Consider the following 21,158-nt stretch of genomic DNA (forward strand, 5'->3'; position numbering starts at 1 on the left):
CCAACCCCCGGAGACATCATGAAACTCGGCCACATCGCCGCCGCCTGCCTTTCGTTCGCCCTGGGCGCTTCCGCCTTCGCCCAGGCACCCACCGTTCTCAAGATCGGCTACGCGACCTCCAAGGAGTCGCACTACGGCGTTGGCTCCACGGTGTTCTGCGACGAGATCGAGAAGGGCACACAAGGCCGCTACAAGTGCCAGCACTTCGCCAACTCGGCGCTGGGCGGCGAGCGCGAGCAGATCGAGGCCATCCAGCTCGGCACGCAGGACCTGGTCAACACCTCGACCGGCCCGGTGGGCAACTTCGTGCCCGAGGTGAAGATTGTTGATATTCCCTTCCTCTTCCGCGACTACGACCACGCGCGCAAGGTGATGGACGGCCCCATCGGCCAGGACATCCTGACCAAGTTCCCGAGCAAGGGCATCATCGCGCTGGCCTGGACGGAGAACGGCTTCCGCCACATGACGAACAGCAAGCGCGACATCGTCAAGCCCACCGACGCGGCCGGCCTGAAGATGCGCACCATGGAAAACAAGGTGCACATGGACGGCTACCGCACCTTCGGCATCCTGCCCACGCCGATGGCCTTCCCCGAGCTCTTCGGCGCGCTGCAGCAGGGCACGGTCGACGGGCAGGAGAACCCGATTCCGGTGATCCTGGCCTCGAAGTTCTCACAGGTGCAGAAGCACCTCTCGCTCACGGGCCACGTGTATTCGCCGGCGCTCCTGCTGCTGTCGCCGAAGGTGTGGAACAAGCTCTCGGACGCCGACAAGAAGGTGTTTACCGAGGCCGCGAAGAAGGCCGCCGTCGCCCAGCGCAAGAAGGTGAACGACGACGAGAACAACGGCATCGCGCAGCTCGAGAAGGACGGCATGAAGGTCACGCGCACCGTCGACGGCGCTGCCTTCCGCGAGGCGCTGAAGCCGGCGTACGTGAGCTACGCCAAGGAATTCGGCGCGGACAACATCAAGAAGATTACGGACGTCAAGTAAGCCGTCCCGAGCCGGTCTTCCGGCAACGCGCCCGGTCCGCCACAGTGCGCCGGGCGCTTCGTTTTTTCTTCTCTCCCGAAACAACAGAGAACAACTCAAAGTGCAAGCCTTCGAGCGCTACTTTCTCGCCGCCAACCGCTGGGCGCTGATTCTTCTGCTGGCCGCCATGTCGGTCATCATCTTCACCAACGTCGTGCTGCGCTACACCACCAGCCAGTCGCTCGAATGGGCGGAAGAGGTGTCGCGCCACATGATGATCTGGCTCACCTTCCTGGGCGCCGGGCCGGTGCTGCGCTACGGCGGGCACATCGCGGTCGAGAACCTGCAGGACGCGCTGCCGCGCAGCGCCGCGGTAGCGCTGCGCATCGTGGTGGCGGGGCTGCTCTTCGCCTTCTTCGGCTTCATGGTGTGGTACGGCTGGCTCTACATGCAGCGCACGATGTTCCAGCTCACCGCCGTCACGCAGATTCCGTTCGCCTACATCTACAGCGCGATGCTCTTCGGCGGCGTGCTGCTCGTCGTGCACTGGCTGCTGGTGGTGCGCGGCTACGTGCTGAACCGCGAGTTCGCGTCCGACGCACACTTCGACGCCAACGCCAGCGCGTCGCTGTAAGGAGAACGACCATGGATGCAAGCCTCGTTCTCATCGTCTCCGCCTGCGTGTTCCTGGCCATCGGCGTGCCGGTGGCCTTCGCGCTGGGCCTTTCCACCGCCACCACGCTGATCCTGGCGGAAAACTATCCGCTGATGGTGCTGCTGAAAGAAACCTTCACCGGCATCGACAGCTTTCCGCTGATGGCGGTGCCCTTTTTCATCCTGGCTGCCGAGCTCATGAGCGGCGGCTCGCTCACCGAGGTGCTGCTGCGTTTCGCGGGCCAGTTCGTGGGCCACCGGCGCGGCGGGCTGGGCTACACCAACGTGGTGTCGCTGACCTTCTTCTCTGGCATCTCGGGCTCGGCGCTGGCCGACGCAGCGGGGCCGGGGTCGATGCTCATCAAGATGATGGACAAGGCCGGCTACGACCGCTCCTACGCGGCGGCGCTCACCGCCTCGACCGCGATCGTGGGGCCGATCATTCCACCCTCGATCATCATGATCATCTACGCGCTGCAGGACGAGACGGTCTCGGTCGGCACGCTGTTCGCAGCGGGCATCCTGCCGGGCATCCTGATCGCGGTAGCGATGTGCCTGGTGAACTTCTACGTCTCGAAGAAACGCAACTACAAGGGCGACGGGCAGACACCGCCGCTGCGTGAGATCCTCATCACGACCTGGAAGGCGATTCCCGCGATCCTGCTGCCGGTGGTCATCCTGGGCGGCATGCGCGCGGGCTGGTTTACGCCCACCGAGGCCTCGGTGGTGGCGGTGTTCTACGCGCTGGTGTGCGGCAAGTTCGTCTACCGCACGCTCGAATGGAAGGCGCTGCCGGACATTCTTTCGCGCTCGGCCCTGCTGTCGGCCTCGGTGCTGATCATCATCGGCCTGTCGGCCTCGTTCGCGTGGATCCTGACCATCGAGGGCATTCCGCAGCAGATGGCCGAGTGGCTCATCGGCATGAACCTCTCGCCGTGGATGTTCCTGATCATCGTCAACATCTTCCTGCTGCTCTTCGGCATCTTCATCGAGCCGCTGCCCGGCGTGATGGTGCTGGCGCCGATCCTCGCGCCGGTGGCGGTGAAGCTGGGCGTCGACCCGGTGCACTTCGCGATGATCGTGATCTTCAACCTCACGCTGGGCATGATCACGCCACCGGTCGGCGGACTGCTGTTCGTGACCTGCAACGTGTCGAAGGTGCCGATGACGGAGCTGGTGAAGGAACTGGTGCCGTTCCTGTGGGCGCACGGCGCGGTGCTGCTCATCCTGACCTTCGTGCCGGCGCTGAGCACCTGGCTGCCGCACACGCTAGGGTTCAAGTAGCGCCGCAAGCTGCGGCGCTCAGCCGGGCCGGTGCAGGTACTGGCTCGGCGGCACGCCCAGCGTGCGCCGGAACATCGCGGTGAAGGCGCTCGGGCTCTCGTAGCCGTGGGCCAGCGCCACTTCAAGAATCGACGCACCCGCCGCCAGCCGGGGCAGGCTCAACAGCAGCCTCGCCTGCCGGCACCACGCGCCGAAGTTCATGCCCGTCTCGCGCTGGAACAGGCGCGCGAGCGTGCGGGTGTTCATGTGCAGACGCGAGGCCCAGTCGTCCAGCGTTGCGGGCAGCGAAGGATCGCGCACCAGCTCCTCGCACAGCGCGGCCAGCCGGGCGTGGCGCGGCATCGGCACGTACAGCGAGAGCGCGGGCGCGGCCTCGATCTCGTCGAGGATCAGCTCCATCACCCGCTCGTCGCGGCCGCCCGGCGCGTAGTCCAGCGGCAGCGACACGGCCGTGACGATCAGCTCCCGCAGCAGCGCGCCGACGTGGATCACGCGGCATTCGCTGCCCAGGTCGGCCCGCGTGCCGGGTTCGACGAACACGGTGCGCATGCGCACCTCGCCCGCCATGCGGATCTGGTGCTCCATGCCGCCGGGCACCCACACGCCGCGACCGGTCGGCACCACCCAGCTGCCGGCTGCGGCGCTCACCAGCATCACGCCCGAGATCGCGTGGATGAGCTGGCCGCGCCGGTGCGTGTGCGGCGGAATGAAGGCGTCGCCCGCCGGGTCGGTCGCCAGCACCGCGACGGCGCGCGGGGTCGACTCGCCGTGCTCCGGCCGGAGGTCAATTTCTTTGTCCATTTCTCGACGATGCTTGCCAATTCGTAGCAGGAACATCTTCTCACGGCTTCCTACGATGCTTTTTTCCACTCCTCCCGCAGACGAAAGAAGCATCCGTCATGAACAAGCGCCGACTCGGGCTGCTCACCGGCACCCATGCCGTCAACGACCTCTACCAGGGCCTCGTGCCCGCCCTGCTGCCCTTCATGGTGCTGGAGCGCGGCTACAGCTACACGGCAGTCAGCGGGCTGATGCTGGCGGCCACGGGCCTGTCGAGCGTGGTGCAGCCCCTCTTCGGCCTGTACGCCGATCGGCACCCGCGCAGCTGGCTGGTGCCCACGGGCTTCCTTGTCGCCGCGCTGGGCGTGGTGCTGGCGGGGCTGGGCCAGAGCTACCTGCTGACCTGGATCGCGATGGCGCTGTGCGGGCTGGGCATCGCGGCCTACCACCCACCGGCCACGGTGGCGGCGCGCGCGGCCGGCGGCGGCTCGCAGAAGGCGATGAGCGTGTTCTCGGTGGGCGGCACCATCGGCGCCTCTTTCGCGCCGGTACTGGCGGCCACCGTCGTGGGCGGCGGCCGCCTGTCGCACAGCTACCTGCTGGGCGTGCCGGCGCTGGCGATGGGCGTGGTGTGGTTCGCCGCGAACGCGCGGCGCGGCGCGGCCTCGGGCAACGCAGCAGCGGCCCGCAAGGCCGGCGACCACCTGATGAAGCCCCACAACGACTGGCGTGCCTTCGGGCTGCTGGTGGCGACCATCGTGGGCTGGTCTATTCCGTACGTCACGGTGATGTCGATGCTGTCGCTGCGCATCACGCGCGACCTGCAAGGTTCGGCCCTCCAGGGCGCGGCGGCGCTCACCATGTTCACGGCGGCGGGCGCCGTCGGCACGCTGCTCGGCGGCTGGCTGGGCGACCGCATCGGGCGCATGGGCACGATTCGTGCCGGTTATCTGCTTGCACTGCCCTCGCTCGCGGGCATCGTGCTCGCCCCGAGCGCAGGATGGGCGCTTGCCTGCACCGCGCTCTTCGGCCTGTGCATGTTCCTGCCCTTCGCCGCGCAGGTGACGCTCGCGCAAGACTACCTGCCGCGCAACCCGGCCACGGCCAGCGGCATCGCGCTGGGGCTGGCGCTTTCGGTGGGCGGGCTGGTGTCGCCGCTCTTCGGCATGCTCTCGGACGCGCGCGGCCTCGGCGTGACGCTGACGGCAGTGCTCTGCGTGCTGTGCGTGGCGACGGTCTTCGCGCTGCGGCTGCGCAACCGCGCCATACAGGCGATGCCGGCCGACGCCGAAGGAGCTGCCGCCGCCTGAAGCGGCCCGGCGCATGTTCGCTGCCAGAATCGGGCGCAGGGCCGAGGGGCCGGCGAAACGACAAGGAGGGACACCGCGCCATGAATCGATTCCTGAGCTGCGTACTGGGGAGCGTGCTGCTGGCTCCGGCGGCCTTCGCCGCCGGGCCGGCAGCGACCACCGCGCCGGCAGCCGCCGCCGCACCGGCCGATCCCGCAGCAGGCATCCGCGAAGTCGAAGCCGCAGTGCGCGCCTGGGCCGCCGCATGGTCCGCACGCGACGTGGCCCGCTACCTCGCCGCCTATGCGAGCGACTTCACCCCCCCGCGCGGCCAGGATCGCAAGGCATGGGAGACCGATCGCCGCACGCGCATCGAAGAGAAGGCCGCCATCAGCGTGGAGATCGACAGCCTCGTCATCAGCCTCAAGGGGCAGGCGGCCACCGCCAGCTTCCAGCAGACCTACAGCGCCGACAAGCTGCGCGAGAAGAGCCGCAAGACGCTGGAGCTGCAGCGCGTGGAAGGCCGATGGCTCATCCGCAAGGAGAGCGCGGGCGGCTGATGCAGGCGCCCGGACGAGGCGGGACGCAATGGCCCTGTAAGCCAAACGGTTCACGAAGGTGTCACCACTTGCAACCATGCTGCAGCCTTCGTTTCCCCAAAGCTGTGGCTGCCATGTTTCCCACCAAGACCGACAAGGCGCGCAACGAACTCCAGGGCGGACAGCGCACGCTCACCCAGCGCGAACGCGCCCTGCTGCTGATGGCCGACGGCCGGCGCTCCCTGACCGACTTCAGTCCCCTCTTCGCCAACCGCGACGAAGCCGAGCGGACCATCCAGGCGCTGATCGACAAGGGCTACCTGCAGGGCACGAAGGCCGCGGCGGCGGAAGCCGAGCCCCACGCACAGCCCGCGCCCTCGCCCATCCCCGCCGTCGAGCCGATCCAGGTCGCCACCTCGGCCGACACCTTCGACGGCAAGCGTTCGCTGGCGACCACGCGCATGTTCCTGTTCGACATCTGCGAGCGCATGTTCGTGCGCCGCGACCCGAAGTTCGCGCTGCAGATGCGCGACGCCCTGCGCGAGGCGCGCGACCGCGAGGCCATGCTGACGATCGCCGCGCTGATGCTCACCGAGATCGAGAAGACCGCGGGCGCGGAGCGCGCCGAGTCGCTGCGCGAGCGCATCGACCGGCTGCTGCCGCCGGCCGAAGTGATTCACTGAGAACTTCGATCGGGGCGATGGCCGCCACGGCCTGTGACACCATCGCCGGGTGAATTCCCCGCCTCCCGCCTCCACCTCGTTGTCCGAGCGCCTTCGCAGCTGGGCCAGGCGCCTCAAGCGCGACGGCGTCACCCTCTGGTTCGCCTGCCGGCACGCCTCCACGCCCTGGTATGCGAAGGCGCTGGGTGTTTTCGTGGTGGCCTATGCGCTCAGCCCGATCGACCTGATCCCCGACTTCATTCCGGTGCTGGGCTACGTCGACGACGTGCTGCTGCTGCCGGGGCTGATCTGGCTCGCGGTCCGGCTGATTCCCGCGTCCGTGCTCGCCGAATGCCGCGAGCGGGCCGATGCCTGGATGCAAAGCTCGGGCTCGAGGCCGACCAGCCGCTGGGGCGCCGCGCTGGTCGTGGCCGTGTGGATCGCGGTCGCCGCAGGGGCGTGGTACCTGTGGGTGCGCTGAGCGCATCGAGAAGATGGTCGTTGCGGAGCGCGCCGAATCGCTGCGAATGAAAAGCCGGCCGACGCCAGCGGCTTCGGCATTGCTTCATCGTGTCCGACCGTACATCGGACATCTGGAACCGGTGGTCATGAATCTTGCGGATGCGAAGCGCTGCAAGGTGTACGCTGAACCGAGCAAGCAGCCGCCAGAGGCACCGCTTGCCTCAACGCTCATCAATGCATAAAGGGAGAACAAGCCCATGGCTCTCACAAGTTTCGGATTCATCGTGACGGGAGACCGATTTGTCCAGCATCAGGGAACAGACAAGTTCCGAATGAAGGTCGTAGGAGTCGCAACCGCCTCCGAAGGTATCGAGGTTGCGCAGGAGATGGTTCGGGAAGGTGTACAGCTCATCGAACTCTGCGGCGGATTCAGCCCCGTGTGGGCGGGCAAGATCATCGAGGCCATCGACTACGCCGTGCCCGTTGGCGTGGTCGCGTACGGGCCGGAGTCGATCGACTCGATGCACCGTCTGTTCTCCTAGCGATACCCGATCAACTACACTCTCGAAAGTCAGGAGAGAGCCCCGCATGCCGGGGCCGCCGAAGGCGCAGGGGGCAAATTTCCCCCGAACGCTCAGGCAAAAGGACTGACGAGGCGCCGGTGAAAACCGGCGTTTCCTTGCTGGAGAGAGGCCGCCGCATCCAAAACAGGAGCAGCGGCCCACCGAAGGAGCAAACCCCGATCGTGGGGCGAATCTCTCAGGTAAAGCGGACAGCAGGGGTGGCCCATGGCTTGCGTCATGGATTTCGACTGCCCCTTTGGAGTGCCCCGTGGCCGCTTCTTCCGCCCCCGCTACCGAACTTCTCAAGACGCCGCTGTATGACCTCCACCTGGAGCTGGGCGCCCGCATGGTGCCCTTCGCCGGCTATTCGATGCCGGTCCAGTACCCGGCGGGCCTGATGGCCGAGCACAAGCACACGCGCGACGCGGCCGGCCTCTTCGACATTTCCCACATGGGCCAGCTGCGCCTGGTCGGGCCCGACGCCGCGGCCGCCTTCGAGACCCTGATGCCCGTCGACGTGATCGACCTGCCCGCCGGCAAGCAGCGCTACGGCCTGCTGCTGGACGACGAGGGCGGCATCCTCGACGACCTGATGTTCTTCAACGAGGGCAACGGCTCGATCTTCGTGATCGTCAACGGCGCCTGCAAGGTTGCCGACATCGCCCATATCCAGAAGAAGATCGGCTCGCGCTGCGAGGTGCGCCCCCTGCCCGAGAACGCGCTGCTCGCGCTGCAGGGCCCGCAGGCTGCGGCCACGCTGGCGCGGTTGTCGCCCGGCGTCGAGCGCTTCGTGTTCATGACGGGCGGAGCGGTGCAGATCGACGGCATTGCGGCCTTCGTCACCCGCAGCGGCTACACCGGAGAAGACGGCTTCGAGATCTCGGTGGCCGCATCCGACGCCGAACGCCTCGCCCGCCTGCTGCTGGCCCAGCCCGAGGTCAAGCCCATAGGCCTGGGAGCGCGCAATTCGCTGCGGCTCGAGGCGGGACTTTGCCTCTACGGCAGCGACATCGACACCACCACCACGCCCGTCGAGGCCTCGCTCAACTGGGCGATGCAGAAGGTGCGCCGCGCGGGCGGCGCGCGCGAAGGCGGTTTTCCGGGTGCCGCGAAGGTGCTCGCGCAGCTCGCCGCCTCCACCGCCGGCGCGGCCGGACACACCGACCACGACACGCTGAAGCGCAAACGCGTGGGCCTCGTCGCGCTGGAGCGCATTCCGGTGCGCGACGGCACGGTGCTGCAGTCTTTCGAGGGCCAGGACATCGGCACTGTCACCAGCGGCCTGCTCGGCCCCACGGCCGACCGCTGCATCGCCATGGGCTACGTGGCCACCGCGTTCGCCGAGCCGGGCACGCGCGTGCAGGCCATCGTGCGCGGCAAGTCGGTGCCGATGGAGGTGTCGACCATGCCCTTCGTGCCCACCCGCTACTACCGCGGCTGAACGCGGCTGACCGGCTAGGCTCTGCACCCCCGAACCATTTTTTCCACGAGGAGTTTTCCACCATGAGCATCAAGTACACCAAGGACCACGAATGGGTGTCGGCCGAAGGCGACGCGGCCACCGTCGGCATCACCGTGCACGCACAGGACGCGCTGGGCGACGTGGTGTTCGTCGACCTGCCCGAAGTCGGCAAGACCTTCGCGCAGGGCGATGTCGCCGGCGTCGTCGAATCGGTGAAAGCCGCCGCCGACGTGTTCATGCCCGTGTCGGGCGAAATCACCGAAGTGAACGAAGAGCTGCGCGCCGACCCGTCGCTCGCCAACAGCGACCCGCTGGCCGCCGGCTGGTTCTTCAAGGTCAAGCTGAGCGACCCCTCGCAGCTCGACGCGCTGCTGGACGCGGCCTCGTACGACAAGTTCGCTGCCGAATCCTGATCCTCGAAATCGGACAGCCGAACGCAGAAGGAATACAAAAACTACGCAGAAGTCGCAGAAGAAACCGAATCATCTTTTGGTTTTCCTTCTGCGACCTCTGCGAGACCTTCGCGACTTCTGCGTTCTGACCCCGCTCCCCCGCCCCAAGCTCTTATCAACAGCACTGCCATGTCGAAGCCCGCTGCCCTTCCCACCCTGCAAGAACTCGAGAACGCCGAAGAATTCATTGCCCGCCACATCGGCATCGACGCGGCGGACGAGGCGCGCATGCTGCCGGCGATCGGGTCGGAAACGCGCGCGGAGCTCATCGACGGCATCGTGCCCGCCGCCATCCGCCGCTCGAAGCCGATGCGCCTGCCCGCCCCGGTCACCGAAGCCGACGCGCTGGCCGAGCTCAAGGCGATGGCGTCGAAGAACAAGGTGTTCCGCAACTTCATCGGCCAGGGCTACTACGGCAACCACACGCCGGGCGTGATCCTGCGCAACATCCTCGAGAACCCCGCCTGGTACACCGCCTACACGCCCTACCAGGCCGAGATCTCGCAGGGCCGCATGGAAGCCCTGCTCAACTTCCAGACGATGGTGTGCGACCTCACGGGCATGGCCATCGCCAACGCCTCGATGCTCGACGAGGCCACGGCCGCCGCCGAGGCGATGACGCTGGCCAAGCGCAGCGTTAGAGCCAAGAGCAACGTGTTCCTCGTGTCGGGCGACTGCCATCCGCAGACCATCGAAGTCATCAAGACCCGCGCCGCGCCGCTGGGCATCGAGGTCAAGGTGAGCACCGTGTCGGAAACGCTGCCGCACCTGATGGTGAGCGGCGCCTTCTTCGGCGTGCTCGCCCAGTACCCCGCCACCACCGGCCACGTGCACGACCTGCGCCCGCTCGCGGGCCATGCGCACCAGTGCGACGCCGCCTTCATCGTCGCGGCCGACCTGCTGGCGCTGACGCTGCTGGCGCCCCCCGGCGAATGGGGCGCCGACATCGTCTGCGGCACCACGCAGCGTTTCGGCATGCCGCTGTGCAACGGCGGCCCGCACGCCGCCTACCTGGCCTGCCGCGACGAGTTCAAGCGCTCTCTGCCGGGCCGCCTCGTGGGCGTGAGCGTCGACACGCACGGCCAGCCCGCCTACCGCCTCGCGCTGCAGACGCGCGAGCAGCACATCCGCCGCGAGAAGGCCACTTCCAACATCTGCACCGCGCAGGTGCTGCCGGCCGTGGTGGCCAGCATGTACGCCGTGTACCACGGGCCCGACGGCCTCACGCGCATCGCGCAGCGCGTGGCCGCGCTCACCGCCGTGCTGGCCAAGGGCCTCGCGCAGATGGGCCGTAAACCCGTGAACGCCACCGCATTCGACTCGCTGACCATCCGCACCGGCGAAGACACGCAGGCGATCATCGAACGCGCGCAAGCGGCCGGCGTCAACCTGCGCCAGCGCCTGCAGCAGCACCTGGGCATCTCGCTGGACGAGACCAGCACGCGCGCCGACGTCGAAACGCTGTGGGGTCTGTTCGCGCCCGCCGGCAAGCAGGCGCCGCGCTTCGACGATCTCTCGGGCAGCACCACGCCGCTGATTCCCGAGGAACTGCGCCGCAGCAGCGCCTTCCTCACGCACCCGGTGTTCAACACGCACAAGAGCGAGACGGCGATGCTGCGCTACATCCGCAGCCTGTCCGACAAGGACCTGGCGCTCGACCGCAGCATGATCCCGCTGGGCAGCTGCACCATGAAGCTCAACGCGACCAGCGAGATGATCCCCATCACCTGGCCCGAGTTCGCCAACATCCACCCCTTCGCGCCGGCCGACCAGCTGCAGGGCTACGCCCAGCTCGACGCCCAGTTGCGCGCCTGGCTGTGCGAGGCCACCGGCTACGCGGGCATCAGCCTGCAGCCCAACGCCGGCTCGCAGGGCGAGTACGCGGGCCTGCTGGCCATCAAGTCCTTCCACGAGGCCAAGGGCCAGGGCCACCGCAACATCTGCCTGATTCCGTCGTCGGCGCACGGCACCAACCCGGCCAGCGCGCAGATGGTCGGCCTGCAGGTGGTGGTGACGGCCTGCGACGCGCAGGGCAACGTGGACCTCGACGACCTCAAGCGCGCCTGCGAGAAGCACAGCGCCAATCTGGCCGCGGTGATGATCACCTACCCCAGCACCCACGGCGTGTTCGAAACCCGCGTGAAGGAGCTGTGCGAACTGGTGCATGCGCACGGCGGCCGTGTGTACGTCGACGGTGCCAACATGAACGCGCTGGTCGGCGTGGCCGCGCCGGGCGAGTTCGGCGGCGACGTGAGCCACCTGAACCTGCACAAGACCTTCTGCATTCCGCACGGCGGCGGCGGCCCGGGCGTGGGCCCTGTCTGCGTGGTGGAAGACCTCGTGCCCTACCTGCCGGGCCATGCCACGGCCGGCGTGGCGTCGAACGGCGTGGGCGCGGTGTCGGCCGCGCCGCTGGGCAATGCGGCCGTGCTGCCGATCAGCTGGATGTACTGCCGCATGATGGGCGCCAAGGGCCTGCAGGCCGCGACCGAGACGGCCATCCTGAGCGCCAACTACATCAGCGCGCGCCTGAAGGACCACTACCCGACGCTGTACGCGAGCCCCAACGGCCACGTCGCGCACGAGTGCATCCTGGACCTGCGCCCGCTCAAGGACACCAGCGGCGTCACCGCAGAAGACGTAGCCAAGCGCCTGATCGACTACGGCTTCCACGCGCCCACGCTGAGCTTCCCCGTGCCCGGCACGCTGATGGTGGAGCCCACCGAGAGCGAGCCGCTGGCCGAGCTCGACCGTTTCATCGACGCGATGATCGCCATCCGCGGCGAGATCCGCCGCATCGAGGAAGGCGTCTGGCCGAAGGAGGACAACCCGCTCAAGCACGCGCCGCACACGGCCGCGAGCCTGCTGGGCAGCGAGTGGAGCCACCCGTACTCGCGCGAGCTTGGCGCGTTACCGCTGGCCGAACTCAAGAGCGCCAAATATTGGCCGCCGGTCGGCCGCGTCGACAACGTCTACGGCGACCGCAACCTGTTCTGCAGCTGCGTGCCGGTGAGCGAGTACAGCGAGGAAGCCGAAGAGGCCTGAGCGAAGTGACCGAGGGAAAGGAAGCCGCGTCCTTCTATGACGAAGGGTCGCGGCGGTAGGTCGCCCACTTCACGGTGAGGATGTCGGCCGCGATCTTCGCGGCATTGACGCCCGCATAGGCCTCCGACGGATCGAACATGAATGCCTCGCGGTAACGTTTGATCTGCGCGTAGTCCCGGTCGAAGGTCATCGGGCCCATGAGTTCAGCGGGGTCTGTGCCCGCGGGAAGCGCAAGGAATTTCTCCGAATCGGTGGCACTCTGGTAGAGGTCGACGCTCATCTGGTTCATACGGTTGTCCTCCGGAGCTTGGGTTTCGCCAACCAAGCCTCCGCGACAACCGCAGGGCATGCAATCGGTGTGCGCCTACACGGAGCGCCGGAAGAACGCCCGCTGCGTCAGGGCTGCTTCTTCCTGGCCACGTCGCCCGTGGCCACCTGCTCGCGGAAGGCGCGCATGGCGGCCTTCACCTTGCGCTCGTTCTCCAGGCCCATGCGCACCATGATCTTCTGGCCCGACGACATGGCCTCCAGCTGCGGATCGGCGTACTCGTAACGCACCCACGGGCGCTGCGAGGGAACGTCGCCCTTCACCTCGACCAGCCGCACCTGCACCGGACCGGCGGGCTCGGGCGCCTGCAGCAGGTGGTCGATCACGGCGACGAGCCTGTCGTTGAAGTAGCGCCCCGGATAGCCCAGCTCTTCATAGGCCTTCTGGAAGAGCGGATAGAGCCGCGCATAGGCCTTGGCCGCCTTCGCCGGATCGACCGACTCGGCGAACAGCACGATGGGGTTGTAGCGCGCCGCGTTGTTGGCGGCGATGACCTGCTTGTCGCCCTGCCCCGAGGTGATGAAGCGCTGTTTGGTCTGCTGCACCGGCCACGCGCTCGCGGGTGCCTGCTCGCGCGCGAGGTTGTCCACCGTCGCCACGAAGCGCCGCACGATGCCGTCGAACTGCAGGAAGTCGGCCACGTTCTTGCTGCCGAACAGGTCGACCAGCGCCTTCATCACGCGCGCATCGGTGTCGGTGGCAGTGGTCAGGCCCGCGTCGGGCACCGCGATCCCGTCCATCGGGTTTCGCGGTTCCTGGGATTGAGGTGCGGGCGCGGGTGCCGGCGCGGGCGGCGCCCCGTCGTTCGGTGCCGTGGCCACCGGCGTGGCCTCGGGGGCCTGCTGCTGTTGCTGGTACCAGCGCCAGCCGAAGAACGCGGCCGCGAGCAGCACGAGCACGCCGACGACGATGGTTCCTATGGGCGTTTCGCGGCGGGGCCTGAACTCGGGGGTGTCGCGGGTGTCGCTGTCGGACATAGGGGCGGTTCCTTGTGCTGGAGTGTCAGGAAGGCGAGCGGCTATGGTGCACCAGATCGGGTCATGGCCGGCCCGCCTCGTCGTAACGCCCTGTGACGCGGCGACCGCGCTGAAGTTCAGTCGCTCAAGCTGGGCCTGCCTGCGCGCTCAGCGACTGCAGCCACGCCAGCGTGGCCTGCAGCTCGGCCGGACGGATCTCGTGCGCGCCCGGAAAGTCCGTGCCCGACAGCGTCAGCGGCAGCGTGCGCGCCAGTTCGCGCGTGGCCTGCGCCGCGCTCGGCGGAATCACGTTGTCGGCGCTGCCATGGCTCACCCACAGCGCCTTGCCCTCGAAGGCCTCGGGCAGCGCGATGTGCGGCACCACCTGCGACAGCAGCCGGCTGTGCCACACCATGGCGGCGCGCACGCTCTCGGGCTTGGTCAGCAGCAGCGACAGTGCCATGATCCCGCCCTGGCTGAAGCCGCCGACGATCACTCGCTCGGCAGGCACGCCGAGCTGCTGCGCGGCCGAGGCGACCATCTCGCCGACGAGAAAGCGGCTCTCGCGCTCCTGCTCCTCGTCGATGCGGCGTTCGCCGCCGGGCAGCACCTCGAACTCGAACCACGCGTAGGAGTCGGGCGACAGCACATAGGGCGCGCGCAGGCTCAGCACGTGAAACTGCGGCGGCATCATCCGCGCGAGGCCGAACAAGTCCTGCTCGTTGCTGCCGACGCCGTGCATCAGCACCAGCAGCCAGGGCTCGCGCACACCGGGTTGCGCGCCGTGCGCGAGGAATTTCAGGGGCAGGTGAAGCTGGGTCATGGTCCTGGACTTTTCTCTTGTCGTTCCTATCGGCGGAATCCTTCTGCCAGCGCACGGGTGAGCTCGGCCGCCGGAATCTCGCGGCAGCCGGTCGCGTTCTGCCCCGACCACAGCGGAGAGAAGTCGCCGCTGCCCTTCGCCTCGGCCTTGGCGCGCAGCGGTGCGATGGCCGAGGTGGCCAGCGGAAATTCAGGAGCCGCCGAACCGATCGGGCCCAGGTCGCGCATCACGCGATTGACGATGCCGCGCGCCGGCCGCCCGGTGAAGAGATTGGTAAGCGCCGTGTGCCGCGCCGCCTCGCTCTTGAGCGCCGCGCGATGCAGCGCGCTGGTCGTCGCCTCGGGTGTCAGCATGTAGGCCGTGCCGATCTGCACGCCCGCCGCGCCCAGCGACATCGCCGCCGCCACGCCATCGGCATCCGCAATGCCGCCCGCGGCGATCACCGGCAGCTTCACCGCCTTGACCAGCTGTGGCAGCAGCGCGAAGGTGCCGAGCTGCTTCGTCAGGTCGTGCGAGAGGAAATGGCCGCGATGCCCGCCTGCCTCCAGCCCCTGCGCGATGACCGCGTCGGCGCCATGCGCCTCGAGCCACAGCGCCTCGTCGACCGTGGTGGCCGAGGCCAGCACCTTGGCGCCCCAGCCATGCACCTGCGCCAGCAACGCCTCGGGAGGCAGCCCGAAATGGAAGCTCACCACCGGCGGTCGGAACTCGGCCAGCAAGTCGGCCACTTCGGCGCTGAAGGGGTTGCGCCCCGGGCCGGCCGGAATACTCGCGGCGTCGATGCCGTACTCGGCGTAGTAAGGCGCCAGCGCTGTGCGCCAGGTGGCCTCGCGCTCGGCGCTGGGCACGGGCGGCGTGTGGCAGAAGAAATTGACGTTGTAGGGCTTGTCGGTGCCAGCACGGATCGCGGCGATCTCGCTACGCAGGGTGTCCGTGCTCAGCATGGCCGCCGGCAGGGAGCCCAGGCCGCCGGCATTGCTGACCGCGATGGCCATCGCGCTGACTTGTATGCCGGCCATCGGGGCCTGGATGAGCGGAAGTTCCGTTCCGAGGAGTTGTTGCAGCGTGGTCATTCGAGGGCGCTCCTTCTGTTTCGTCGAATGCCGGCCATTCTCCGGCCAAGCCGGAGGTCGCCGCGGCGGCAGGGTCATCGCCCCGCTTCAGCTCACTCCTCGCTCGTCCACTCCACCTGCACGCCCAGGCTGCGCAGGTTCTCCACGAAGCGCGGATGCGCGCGGCGGATGGGCGCCGCGTTGCGGATCTCGGAACGGCCCTCGATGCTGGCCGCCACCATGAAGAGCGCTATCGCCACGCGGATGATGTACGGGCTCTCGACCACAGCCGGCGTCAGCGGATTGCCGCCGAAGGTGATGAGCCGGTGCGGGTCGGACGAGAACACGTGCGCGCCGAACTTCGAGAGCTCGCCCGTCCAGCCCAGTGCGCCGTCGTAGACCTTGTTCCAGAACATCGCGTTGCCTTCGGCGCGAACGCCCAGCGCGATGAAGATCGGCAGCAGGTCCACCGGGAAGTAGGGCCACGGCGCCGCCTCCACCTTGGTGAGCACGTTGCTCGTGAACGGCGTCTGCACCTTCAGCGGACCGCTGCGGATGGCGCGCGACCAGCCTTCCTTGTGCTCGATCTGCACACCGAACTTGGCGAAGGTGCGGTCCAGTAGCGGAAAGTTTTCCGGCGCGCTGTTGCGCACGATCACGTCGCCGCCGGTGATGGCGCCCAGCGCGAGGAAGGTGGTGATCTCGTGGAAGTCTTCGTCGAAGCGGAACTCGCCGCCCTTGAGCGTGCCGCCGCCGTGCACCGTGAGCCGCGAGGTGCCGATGCCCTCGATGCGCACGCCGATCATCGACATGAAGCGGCAGAACTCCTGCACGTGCGGCTCCGAGGCCGCGTTGGTCAGCGTCGAGGCGCCGTCGGTGGCCGCCGCGCACAGCACGAAGTTCTCGGTGGTAGTGACCGAGGCGTAGTCCAGCCAGTGGTCGGTGGGCATCAGCCGGCCCTTGCTGCGCACCAGCAGCGAGCCCTCGGTGCGCTCCACCTCGCCGCCGAAGCGCTGGAACACCTCCACGTGCGGATCGATCTCGCGCACGCCCAGCGTGCAGCCCTTGACGTTGTCCTCCAGACGCGCCACGCCGAAACGCGCCAGCAGCGGCGGCACCAGCATGATCGACGAGCGCATCTCCTCCGGCAGCCGGTGGCGCGACGCGTCGAAGGCCGTCTCGCGGTGGTGCAGCTCCAGCGTGCCCGTTTCGTGGTCCATGCGCACGTCACTGCCCAGGGTGCGGAAGATGTCCAGGATCTTGCGCACGTCGGTGATGTCGGGCACCCCATGCAGGCGCAGCGGCTCCCAGGTGAGAAGCGTGGCGCAGAGCACCGGCAGCACTGCGTTCTTGTTGGCGGAGGGGGTGATGCGGCCACGCAGCGGCGTACCGCCGTGCACGATGAGGTTGGACATGGGGAAGAGCGCGCGAGAAGGCGGGAAAGCGACCGGGGTGGAGGCGGCAGGAAAAGGTTCGGAAATAGTCCGAAACGGGAAACAGGACTTTACCGTCTGAAAGCGGCATGAACGGGGCCGAAGTTGTAAGAACTTCAACGCTGGAGCCGCTCAAATAACAATTCTTTCGCGTTACATCAAGCAAATTCCAGCGCACCTGATGGTCACGCCGGGCGCCGCCTACGCACCGAACAGCAGGGTCGCCAGCATCCAGGCCGCCCACAGAGCGGCATAACCGGCAGCCAACAGCACGCACCCGAAGGCAATGGCGTACGCGATGCGGCGGCCGGCCGTTGGTGCGCCAGGCACGTGACGCCAATAGATCCAGACCGCCCAGCCCAAGAGAATCGCGCCCTCGAGGACAAGGGTGAGGGTCGGTGCAAACGCTCCCAGTGCGGAGAACGCCTTGGTCCCGATGAACCCTGCCAGCATCTCGACCAGAGGTGAAGCAATCGCCCAGAGCGCAATGTGCGAGCCAAGTCGCCAGCTCGGCTTCATCGCAGCGCCTCGCCCTTGAAGAAATGCAATGGCATGGGTTGCTCCCACCCGGGTGTTTGGTAGCCGATCACATGGACCGCTGGCACGTAACCCATCACGCTTTTGAGGAGCGCAGCCAAGTACGAGCTGCTGTTGTATTCGCCGGGATTCATCTTGTCGCCCCGCAGCTTGGCCGGAGGACGATAGGGTGAGACATAGCTTGCAAAGTTGGTGGCACGAATCACCAACTCACGCGCGAAGGTCTCGCGACTCATCCCGGCCGGCGGATCGAGCGGAATCTTGACGATCACCCCGCCGGGCAACTCGTTGGTGTAGATGTTGGTCCTGATGCGCAAGAGATTGTGCAAACCTGCTTCCCCGAAGGTGGGCTGTCCATCAATCACGGTGATGCCGTTGTAGGCATCGTCAATGATGAGCGACAAATGCAGATCGGCGTATGGACGCCCGATGTACCCCGCATACGTCGCAGCGATCCGCCCATAGAGCGTGAAGGTTGGCTCCGAGTGCTGTGCACGCCCAACTGTATTCATGTCTGTTGACATTGTCCTTCCTTGATTGGCCAGATACCCTGGCGATGCCCGGCGCATGGTATCGATTCGGGCATGTGCCGCCAGCCAGCCCAAAGCCCTCGCTCCCCCACAACGTGTGTTTTTGCGCAAGTTGAAGCGCGTCGTGCTGACAATGAGGAGGAAGCCTGAGCCCCCGGGCGGCGCCAATTCGCGACGAACTTGTTACTCACCCGCCCTGCCCTTGTCCAAATAAATTCGTTGCCTCCCGCCAGCTCTCGCTGTCCCGGCAACCTCGAAAGGACAAGACAAATGAACTCCTCCTACACCGGCGGCTGCGCCTGCGGCGCGATCCGCTACGACATCCCCTCCGAGCCGATCTTCCAGAACCACTGCCAGTGCCTCGACTGCCAGCACAAGAGCGGCACCGGCCACGGCTCGTACCTGAGCTTTCCGCGCGGCGGTGCGAAGCAGACCGGCAAGGCCACGCTGTGGGACATGGTCGGCGACAGCGGCAACGTCAAGACCCGCGCGTTCTGCCCCACCTGCGGCTCACCCGTCTACATGACCTATGCGGCGATGCCGGACGTCATCACCGTGCATGCAGCGAGCCTTGATGACCCGAGCCGGTTCAGGCCGCAGGCGGTCACGTACGGCGTGCGGGGGCATGCATGGGACGTTCTCGACCCGGAGCTGGTCAAGTTCGAGAAGATGCCGCCGGGCAAATAAGAAAGCGCGCTACCCCGTCATCGCCTCGCACTGGATTTCGATCCGGGCATGAAGCAGACCCAGCGTCGCCGAGAGCAGCCGCTGCAGCGAGTTGCGCTGGCAGGCATCGAAGAGTGGCGCGGGGTCTGCGTCGGACGAAGCGGCATCGCGCCGGTCTTCGTCCCAGCCAAGCAACTGGATCAGCGTCTGCGCGCCCTGCACCACGTCGCGGGCATCGTTGAGGAATGCGGCCTGGCTTTGTTGCGAAGAGTCTCCGAGCCGGTCGCCCTGAACCCATTCGAAGGGCTTGAACTGGGCGCCGGGGCGATAAGGCGTGCAAGTGCAGCGAGCGTCGGCGCTTGCCGCGTCGTTTGAAGAAGCATTGGCCATGAGTGGGCCTCCCAAGGATGTCGATTTGCAGAAACCGACGCCCTCGCTTCCAAACAAGGGCGGCAGCTCGAACAGGTTGGAAGACCGGGACATCCTTGCGGAAACCGGCAGGGCGCGAGCCCTCCCGTTCGAGCCGCCTAAAAATTAGGCGCAAACGAAAAAGCCGCAGACCAGTGCGGTGGCTGCGGCTCTCGTCGCAGGATGTCGGCGGGCTTCCAAACCCGGCCCCGCTCATCACGAGGCGGGGGCAATGTAAGCGCTGCGGACAGAGCTAGTCAAGTTTGGGACGTCAGAGTTGCGCGAAGCTGGACGACGGTTCAGCATCCCCAGTCCTCCAACCCCAACAGTCAAACACGGAGACCCGGATGAGAAAGCTCAAGCTCATGGAGCACGTGTCGCTCGACGGCGTGATCCAGCCCTCCAGCGAAGACGGCTTCCCCTATGCCGACTGGACCGCGCCCTACCGGACTCCCGCCGGCCGGGACGAGGTGCTTGCCGCGCACGGCGGGCGCTTCGATCTGCTGCTGGGCCGGCGCACCTACGACATGTGGTCGGACTACTGGCCGAAGGCGCCAGCCGGTCCGATGGCGGATGGATTGAATGCGGCGACCAAGTTCGTCGTCACCCATCGTCCGGAGAGCCTCGCGTGGGGGCCGTTCGAAGGCGTCGGGCCGGATCTGGTCGAGGGCGTGCGGCGCATCAAGTCGCAGGCCGGCCCCAACCTTGTGCTGTGGGGCAGCTCCACGCTGACATCTGCCCTGCTGGCGCATGGGCTTGCAGACGAAGTCCTGCTGATCGTCTACCCGGTGCTGGTGGGCACGGGCAAGCGCCTCTTCGCTGAAGGGACGCCGGGTTGTTCCTTCGAACTCGCCAGCACCAAGACGACGCCGTCCGGCCTCCTTCTCAATACCTACAAGCTCGCCGGGCCGCTGCAGCCCGCGTAGCGAGTTGGACGGCGCGGGCCAACCCGCCCAGGCTGCGCAGCGACACCACAGGCTGGCGCGCGAGCAGCGAAGACTACTCAGATCGATCTGGCTCATCTGCAGTCCTGAACGCGGCGCAGCGCCGCTTCGGCGGCTGGGCCACGCCCATACGATTCTCATATGCCTGCCCGGTCAAACGGTATTGGACGAGGCCCTCACCCCAGTTCGATGATTGTTCGATGACAAGCCATTCGGGCAATTGAGCGCAGACGCACACGGTGCGTGCACGTGATTCGGGCGCCATCTCTTAGAGCAACGATGGAGACAACGGATGAAAGTTCGATTCCTGTTCGTGTGGATTGCCGCGTCCATGGGCCTGCTCTCCATCGGCATGTCCGGTCAGGCTCAGGCTCAGGCTCAGGCGCAGACGCAGGCAAGCGACGCTTCCCAGCGCTCGTCGCGAATCGTCATCGGCTATCCACCGGGTCAATCCGTCGACACGGTGGGGCGATACCTGGCATCCACCTTGAGCAGGAAGCTGGACCGCAATTTCTTCGTCGAGAACGTTCCGGGCCAGAGCGGAAGCATCGCGCTGGGCAACGTCGCCAGATCGGCCGGCGACCTGAACACGCTGACCTTCTCGGCATCTTCGGCGCTGGTCATCAATCCGATCCTCTTCAAGGCCGTGAGATACAACACCCTGAAGAACTTCGAGCCGGTCGCGACGCTGTACGACACTCCGCTTCTGCTGCTCGTCAATTCCAAGCTGCCGATCGATTCGGTGGAGTCGCTGGTCAGCTACGCGAACAGCCATCCGGGGGAGATCAGCTTTTCGTCACCGGGCGTGGGGAGCGTTTCGCATCTGGCCATGACGGAGTTCATCCGGCGTACCAGGCTGAAGTTCGTGCACGTCCCCTATCAGGGGGCCGCGCCGTCGCTGACGGCCCTTGCCGCAGGCCAGGTGCAGGTGACCTTCGAAGGGGTTGCTGCCGCGACGCCGCTCTTGCAAGGCGGCCGCATCAAGGCCTTGGCCATCAGCAGCGCGAAGCGGCTGCCCAAGCTCGAATCGATTCCCACGGTCGCCGAATCGGGGCTTCCGGGATTCGATGTCGTGCCATGGGTCGGCCTGCTGACGCCCAGCGGTGTCGCGCCGGACAAGGTCGCGGAGATCTGGAACGCGGTGCAGGCCATCCTGCAAACCGACGAGTACACGGCCTTGATCGAGCAGGTTGGAGGAAGACAAGCGGTTCGATCACCCGCGGAATTCCGCAAGTTCCTCCAGGCGGAGGTTCCGCGTTGGCAGGAGTTCATCAAGGTTTCAGGAGTGACTGCGGAATAAGAAAAAGCTGTGCGAGC

23 protein-coding genes and 2 riboswitches are annotated in these 21,158 nt (G+C 66.9%); of the genes, 14 read left to right on the top strand and 9 right to left on the bottom strand.

What is annotated here, in order from left to right:
• The first annotated feature begins 18 nt into the window (after positions 1-18).
• From ABL838_RS18945 to ABL838_RS18955, 3 genes are all read left to right on the top strand, one after another.
• A complete protein-coding gene (locus ABL838_RS18945) occupies positions 19-993 on the top strand; it encodes a TRAP transporter substrate-binding protein (RefSeq protein ID WP_184636904.1) in 975 nt (324 codons plus the stop codon).
• A 100-nt stretch (positions 994-1,093) separates the two neighbouring features.
• Positions 1,094-1,606, top strand: a complete 513-nt coding sequence (locus tag ABL838_RS18950; RefSeq protein WP_176666913.1) for a TRAP transporter small permease — start codon at positions 1,094-1,096, stop codon at positions 1,604-1,606.
• An 11-nt stretch (positions 1,607-1,617) separates the two neighbouring features.
• The gene (locus tag ABL838_RS18955) at positions 1,618-2,910 is read left to right on the top strand and encodes a TRAP transporter large permease (RefSeq protein ID WP_418121473.1); all 1,293 of its coding nucleotides are present in this window, start codon (positions 1,618-1,620) and stop codon (positions 2,908-2,910) included.
• Between the two features lie 18 nt (positions 2,911-2,928).
• Here the strand turns inward: ABL838_RS18955 and ABL838_RS18960 are convergent, their stop codons facing one another.
• On the bottom strand, positions 2,929-3,711 hold the full coding sequence (locus ABL838_RS18960; RefSeq protein ID WP_369661761.1) for an AraC family transcriptional regulator: 783 nt from the start codon (positions 3,709-3,711) through the stop codon (positions 2,929-2,931).
• 98 nt (positions 3,712-3,809) lie between these two features.
• On the opposite strand from ABL838_RS18960, the gene ABL838_RS18965 reads away from it, so the two are divergent.
• The 8 genes from ABL838_RS18965 to gcvP all read left to right on the top strand — a co-directional run bounded on the left by ABL838_RS18965 (position 3,810) and on the right by gcvP (position 12,164).
• Positions 3,810-5,000: an MFS transporter gene (locus ABL838_RS18965; protein WP_418121474.1), complete on the top strand. Its 1,191-nt coding sequence runs from the start codon at positions 3,810-3,812 to the stop codon at positions 4,998-5,000.
• Between the two features lie 80 nt (positions 5,001-5,080).
• Complete coding sequence (locus ABL838_RS18970) at positions 5,081-5,539, top strand: hypothetical protein (protein ID WP_418121475.1); 459 nt, start codon at positions 5,081-5,083, stop codon at positions 5,537-5,539.
• A gap of 113 nt (positions 5,540-5,652) precedes the next feature.
• Positions 5,653-6,201: a hypothetical protein gene (locus ABL838_RS18975; RefSeq protein ID WP_418121476.1), complete on the top strand. Its 549-nt coding sequence runs from the start codon at positions 5,653-5,655 to the stop codon at positions 6,199-6,201.
• A 49-nt stretch (positions 6,202-6,250) separates the two neighbouring features.
• Positions 6,251-6,661, top strand: a complete 411-nt coding sequence (locus ABL838_RS18980) for a YkvA family protein (protein WP_418121477.1) — start codon at positions 6,251-6,253, stop codon at positions 6,659-6,661.
• 238 nt (positions 6,662-6,899) lie between these two features.
• Positions 6,900-7,184, top strand: a complete 285-nt coding sequence (locus ABL838_RS18985) for a DUF6506 family protein (RefSeq protein ID WP_418121478.1) — start codon at positions 6,900-6,902, stop codon at positions 7,182-7,184.
• A gap of 20 nt (positions 7,185-7,204) precedes the next feature.
• Positions 7,205-7,302: riboswitch (glycine riboswitch) on the top strand.
• Between the two features lie 12 nt (positions 7,303-7,314).
• Positions 7,315-7,428, top strand: a riboswitch (glycine riboswitch).
• Between the two features lie 45 nt (positions 7,429-7,473).
• Positions 7,474-8,646, top strand: a complete 1,173-nt coding sequence (gene gcvT / locus ABL838_RS18990) for a glycine cleavage system aminomethyltransferase GcvT (RefSeq protein ID WP_418121479.1) — start codon at positions 7,474-7,476, stop codon at positions 8,644-8,646.
• 62 nt (positions 8,647-8,708) lie between these two features.
• Entirely contained in the window at positions 8,709-9,080 is a 372-nt protein-coding gene (gene gcvH / locus ABL838_RS18995) for a glycine cleavage system protein GcvH (RefSeq protein ID WP_369661754.1), read from the top strand.
• A 168-nt stretch (positions 9,081-9,248) separates the two neighbouring features.
• Entirely contained in the window at positions 9,249-12,164 is a 2,916-nt protein-coding gene (gene gcvP / locus ABL838_RS19000; RefSeq protein ID WP_418121480.1) for an aminomethyl-transferring glycine dehydrogenase, read from the top strand.
• Positions 12,165-12,198: 34 nt separating this feature from the next.
• Here gcvP and ABL838_RS19005 read toward each other — a convergent pair whose 3' ends face one another.
• The 7 genes from ABL838_RS19005 to ABL838_RS19035 all read right to left on the bottom strand — a co-directional run bounded on the left by ABL838_RS19005 (position 12,199) and on the right by ABL838_RS19035 (position 17,817).
• A complete protein-coding gene (locus ABL838_RS19005) occupies positions 12,199-12,453 on the bottom strand; it encodes a hypothetical protein (protein WP_126021907.1) in 255 nt (84 codons plus the stop codon).
• A 107-nt stretch (positions 12,454-12,560) separates the two neighbouring features.
• On the bottom strand, positions 12,561-13,469 hold the full coding sequence (locus ABL838_RS19010; protein WP_418121481.1) for a DUF3014 domain-containing protein: 909 nt from the start codon (positions 13,467-13,469) through the stop codon (positions 12,561-12,563).
• A 124-nt stretch (positions 13,470-13,593) separates the two neighbouring features.
• The gene (locus ABL838_RS19015; protein ID WP_418121482.1) at positions 13,594-14,271 is read right to left on the bottom strand and encodes an alpha/beta hydrolase; all 678 of its coding nucleotides are present in this window, start codon (positions 14,269-14,271) and stop codon (positions 13,594-13,596) included.
• A 26-nt stretch (positions 14,272-14,297) separates the two neighbouring features.
• On the bottom strand, positions 14,298-15,344 hold the full coding sequence (locus ABL838_RS19020; protein WP_418121483.1) for an NAD(P)H-dependent flavin oxidoreductase: 1,047 nt from the start codon (positions 15,342-15,344) through the stop codon (positions 14,298-14,300).
• 92 nt (positions 15,345-15,436) lie between these two features.
• Positions 15,437-16,738 carry a UDP-N-acetylglucosamine 1-carboxyvinyltransferase gene (locus tag ABL838_RS19025; protein WP_126021903.1) on the bottom strand — a complete coding sequence of 434 codons (1,302 nt, stop codon included), beginning with the start codon at positions 16,736-16,738 and terminating at the stop codon, positions 15,437-15,439.
• A 219-nt stretch (positions 16,739-16,957) separates the two neighbouring features.
• Positions 16,958-17,275 carry a hypothetical protein gene (locus tag ABL838_RS19030; RefSeq protein WP_126021902.1) on the bottom strand — a complete coding sequence of 106 codons (318 nt, stop codon included), beginning with the start codon at positions 17,273-17,275 and terminating at the stop codon, positions 16,958-16,960.
• Positions 17,272-17,817: a hypothetical protein gene (locus tag ABL838_RS19035; RefSeq protein WP_184636879.1), complete on the bottom strand. Its 546-nt coding sequence runs from the start codon at positions 17,815-17,817 to the stop codon at positions 17,272-17,274. The genes ABL838_RS19030 and ABL838_RS19035 overlap by 4 nt, the downstream gene beginning before the upstream one ends.
• Before the next feature lie 276 nt (positions 17,818-18,093).
• Between ABL838_RS19035 and ABL838_RS19040 the strand changes: the two genes are divergently transcribed.
• A complete protein-coding gene (locus ABL838_RS19040; protein WP_418121484.1) occupies positions 18,094-18,510 on the top strand; it encodes a GFA family protein in 417 nt (138 codons plus the stop codon).
• 9 nt (positions 18,511-18,519) lie between these two features.
• On the opposite strand, the gene ABL838_RS19045 is transcribed toward ABL838_RS19040, so the two are convergent.
• On the bottom strand, positions 18,520-18,879 hold the full coding sequence (locus ABL838_RS19045) for a hypothetical protein (RefSeq protein WP_418121485.1): 360 nt from the start codon (positions 18,877-18,879) through the stop codon (positions 18,520-18,522).
• Positions 18,880-19,244: 365 nt separating this feature from the next.
• Between ABL838_RS19045 and ABL838_RS19050 the strand changes: the two genes are divergently transcribed.
• Both ABL838_RS19050 and ABL838_RS19055 read left to right on the top strand, forming a co-directional pair.
• A complete protein-coding gene (locus ABL838_RS19050; RefSeq protein ID WP_418121486.1) occupies positions 19,245-19,823 on the top strand; it encodes a dihydrofolate reductase family protein in 579 nt (192 codons plus the stop codon).
• A gap of 310 nt (positions 19,824-20,133) precedes the next feature.
• Positions 20,134-21,141: a Bug family tripartite tricarboxylate transporter substrate binding protein gene (locus tag ABL838_RS19055; RefSeq protein ID WP_418121487.1), complete on the top strand. Its 1,008-nt coding sequence runs from the start codon at positions 20,134-20,136 to the stop codon at positions 21,139-21,141.
• Positions 21,142-21,158 lie beyond the last annotated feature (17 nt).

Source organism: Variovorax sp. 160MFSha2.1 (assembly GCF_048305075.1).
Classification (GTDB): domain Bacteria; phylum Pseudomonadota; class Gammaproteobacteria; order Burkholderiales; family Burkholderiaceae_C; genus Variovorax; species Variovorax guangxiensis.

Bases quoted from the DNA above. Each gene is read 5' to 3' on its own strand.
- ABL838_RS18945 (WP_184636904.1), top strand. From the start codon at position 19: ATGAAACTCGGCCACATCGCCGCCGCCTGCCTTTCGTTCGCCCTGGGC.
- ABL838_RS18955 (WP_418121473.1), top strand. From the start codon at position 1,618: ATGGATGCAAGCCTCGTTCTCATCGTCTCCGCCTGCGTGTTCCTGGCC.
- ABL838_RS18960 (WP_369661761.1), bottom strand. From the start codon at position 3,711: ATGGACAAAGAAATTGACCTCCGGCCGGAGCACGGCGAGTCGACCCCG.
- ABL838_RS18965 (WP_418121474.1), top strand. From the start codon at position 3,810: ATGAACAAGCGCCGACTCGGGCTGCTCACCGGCACCCATGCCGTCAAC.
- ABL838_RS18970 (WP_418121475.1), top strand. From the start codon at position 5,081: ATGAATCGATTCCTGAGCTGCGTACTGGGGAGCGTGCTGCTGGCTCCG.
- ABL838_RS18975 (WP_418121476.1), top strand. From the start codon at position 5,653: ATGTTTCCCACCAAGACCGACAAGGCGCGCAACGAACTCCAGGGCGGA.
- ABL838_RS18985 (WP_418121478.1), top strand. From the start codon at position 6,900: ATGGCTCTCACAAGTTTCGGATTCATCGTGACGGGAGACCGATTTGTC.
- gcvH (WP_369661754.1), top strand. From the start codon at position 8,709: ATGAGCATCAAGTACACCAAGGACCACGAATGGGTGTCGGCCGAAGGC.
- gcvP (WP_418121480.1), top strand. From the start codon at position 9,249: ATGTCGAAGCCCGCTGCCCTTCCCACCCTGCAAGAACTCGAGAACGCC.
- ABL838_RS19005 (WP_126021907.1), bottom strand. From the start codon at position 12,453: ATGAACCAGATGAGCGTCGACCTCTACCAGAGTGCCACCGATTCGGAG.
- ABL838_RS19010 (WP_418121481.1), bottom strand. From the start codon at position 13,469: ATGTCCGACAGCGACACCCGCGACACCCCCGAGTTCAGGCCCCGCCGC.
- ABL838_RS19015 (WP_418121482.1), bottom strand. From the start codon at position 14,271: ATGACCCAGCTTCACCTGCCCCTGAAATTCCTCGCGCACGGCGCGCAA.
- ABL838_RS19020 (WP_418121483.1), bottom strand. From the start codon at position 15,344: ATGACCACGCTGCAACAACTCCTCGGAACGGAACTTCCGCTCATCCAG.
- ABL838_RS19025 (WP_126021903.1), bottom strand. From the start codon at position 16,738: ATGTCCAACCTCATCGTGCACGGCGGTACGCCGCTGCGTGGCCGCATC.
- ABL838_RS19030 (WP_126021902.1), bottom strand. From the start codon at position 17,275: ATGAAGCCGAGCTGGCGACTTGGCTCGCACATTGCGCTCTGGGCGATT.
- ABL838_RS19035 (WP_184636879.1), bottom strand. From the start codon at position 17,817: ATGTCAACAGACATGAATACAGTTGGGCGTGCACAGCACTCGGAGCCA.
- ABL838_RS19040 (WP_418121484.1), top strand. From the start codon at position 18,094: ATGAACTCCTCCTACACCGGCGGCTGCGCCTGCGGCGCGATCCGCTAC.
- ABL838_RS19045 (WP_418121485.1), bottom strand. From the start codon at position 18,879: ATGGCCAATGCTTCTTCAAACGACGCGGCAAGCGCCGACGCTCGCTGC.
- ABL838_RS19050 (WP_418121486.1), top strand. From the start codon at position 19,245: ATGAGAAAGCTCAAGCTCATGGAGCACGTGTCGCTCGACGGCGTGATC.
- ABL838_RS19055 (WP_418121487.1), top strand. From the start codon at position 20,134: ATGAAAGTTCGATTCCTGTTCGTGTGGATTGCCGCGTCCATGGGCCTG.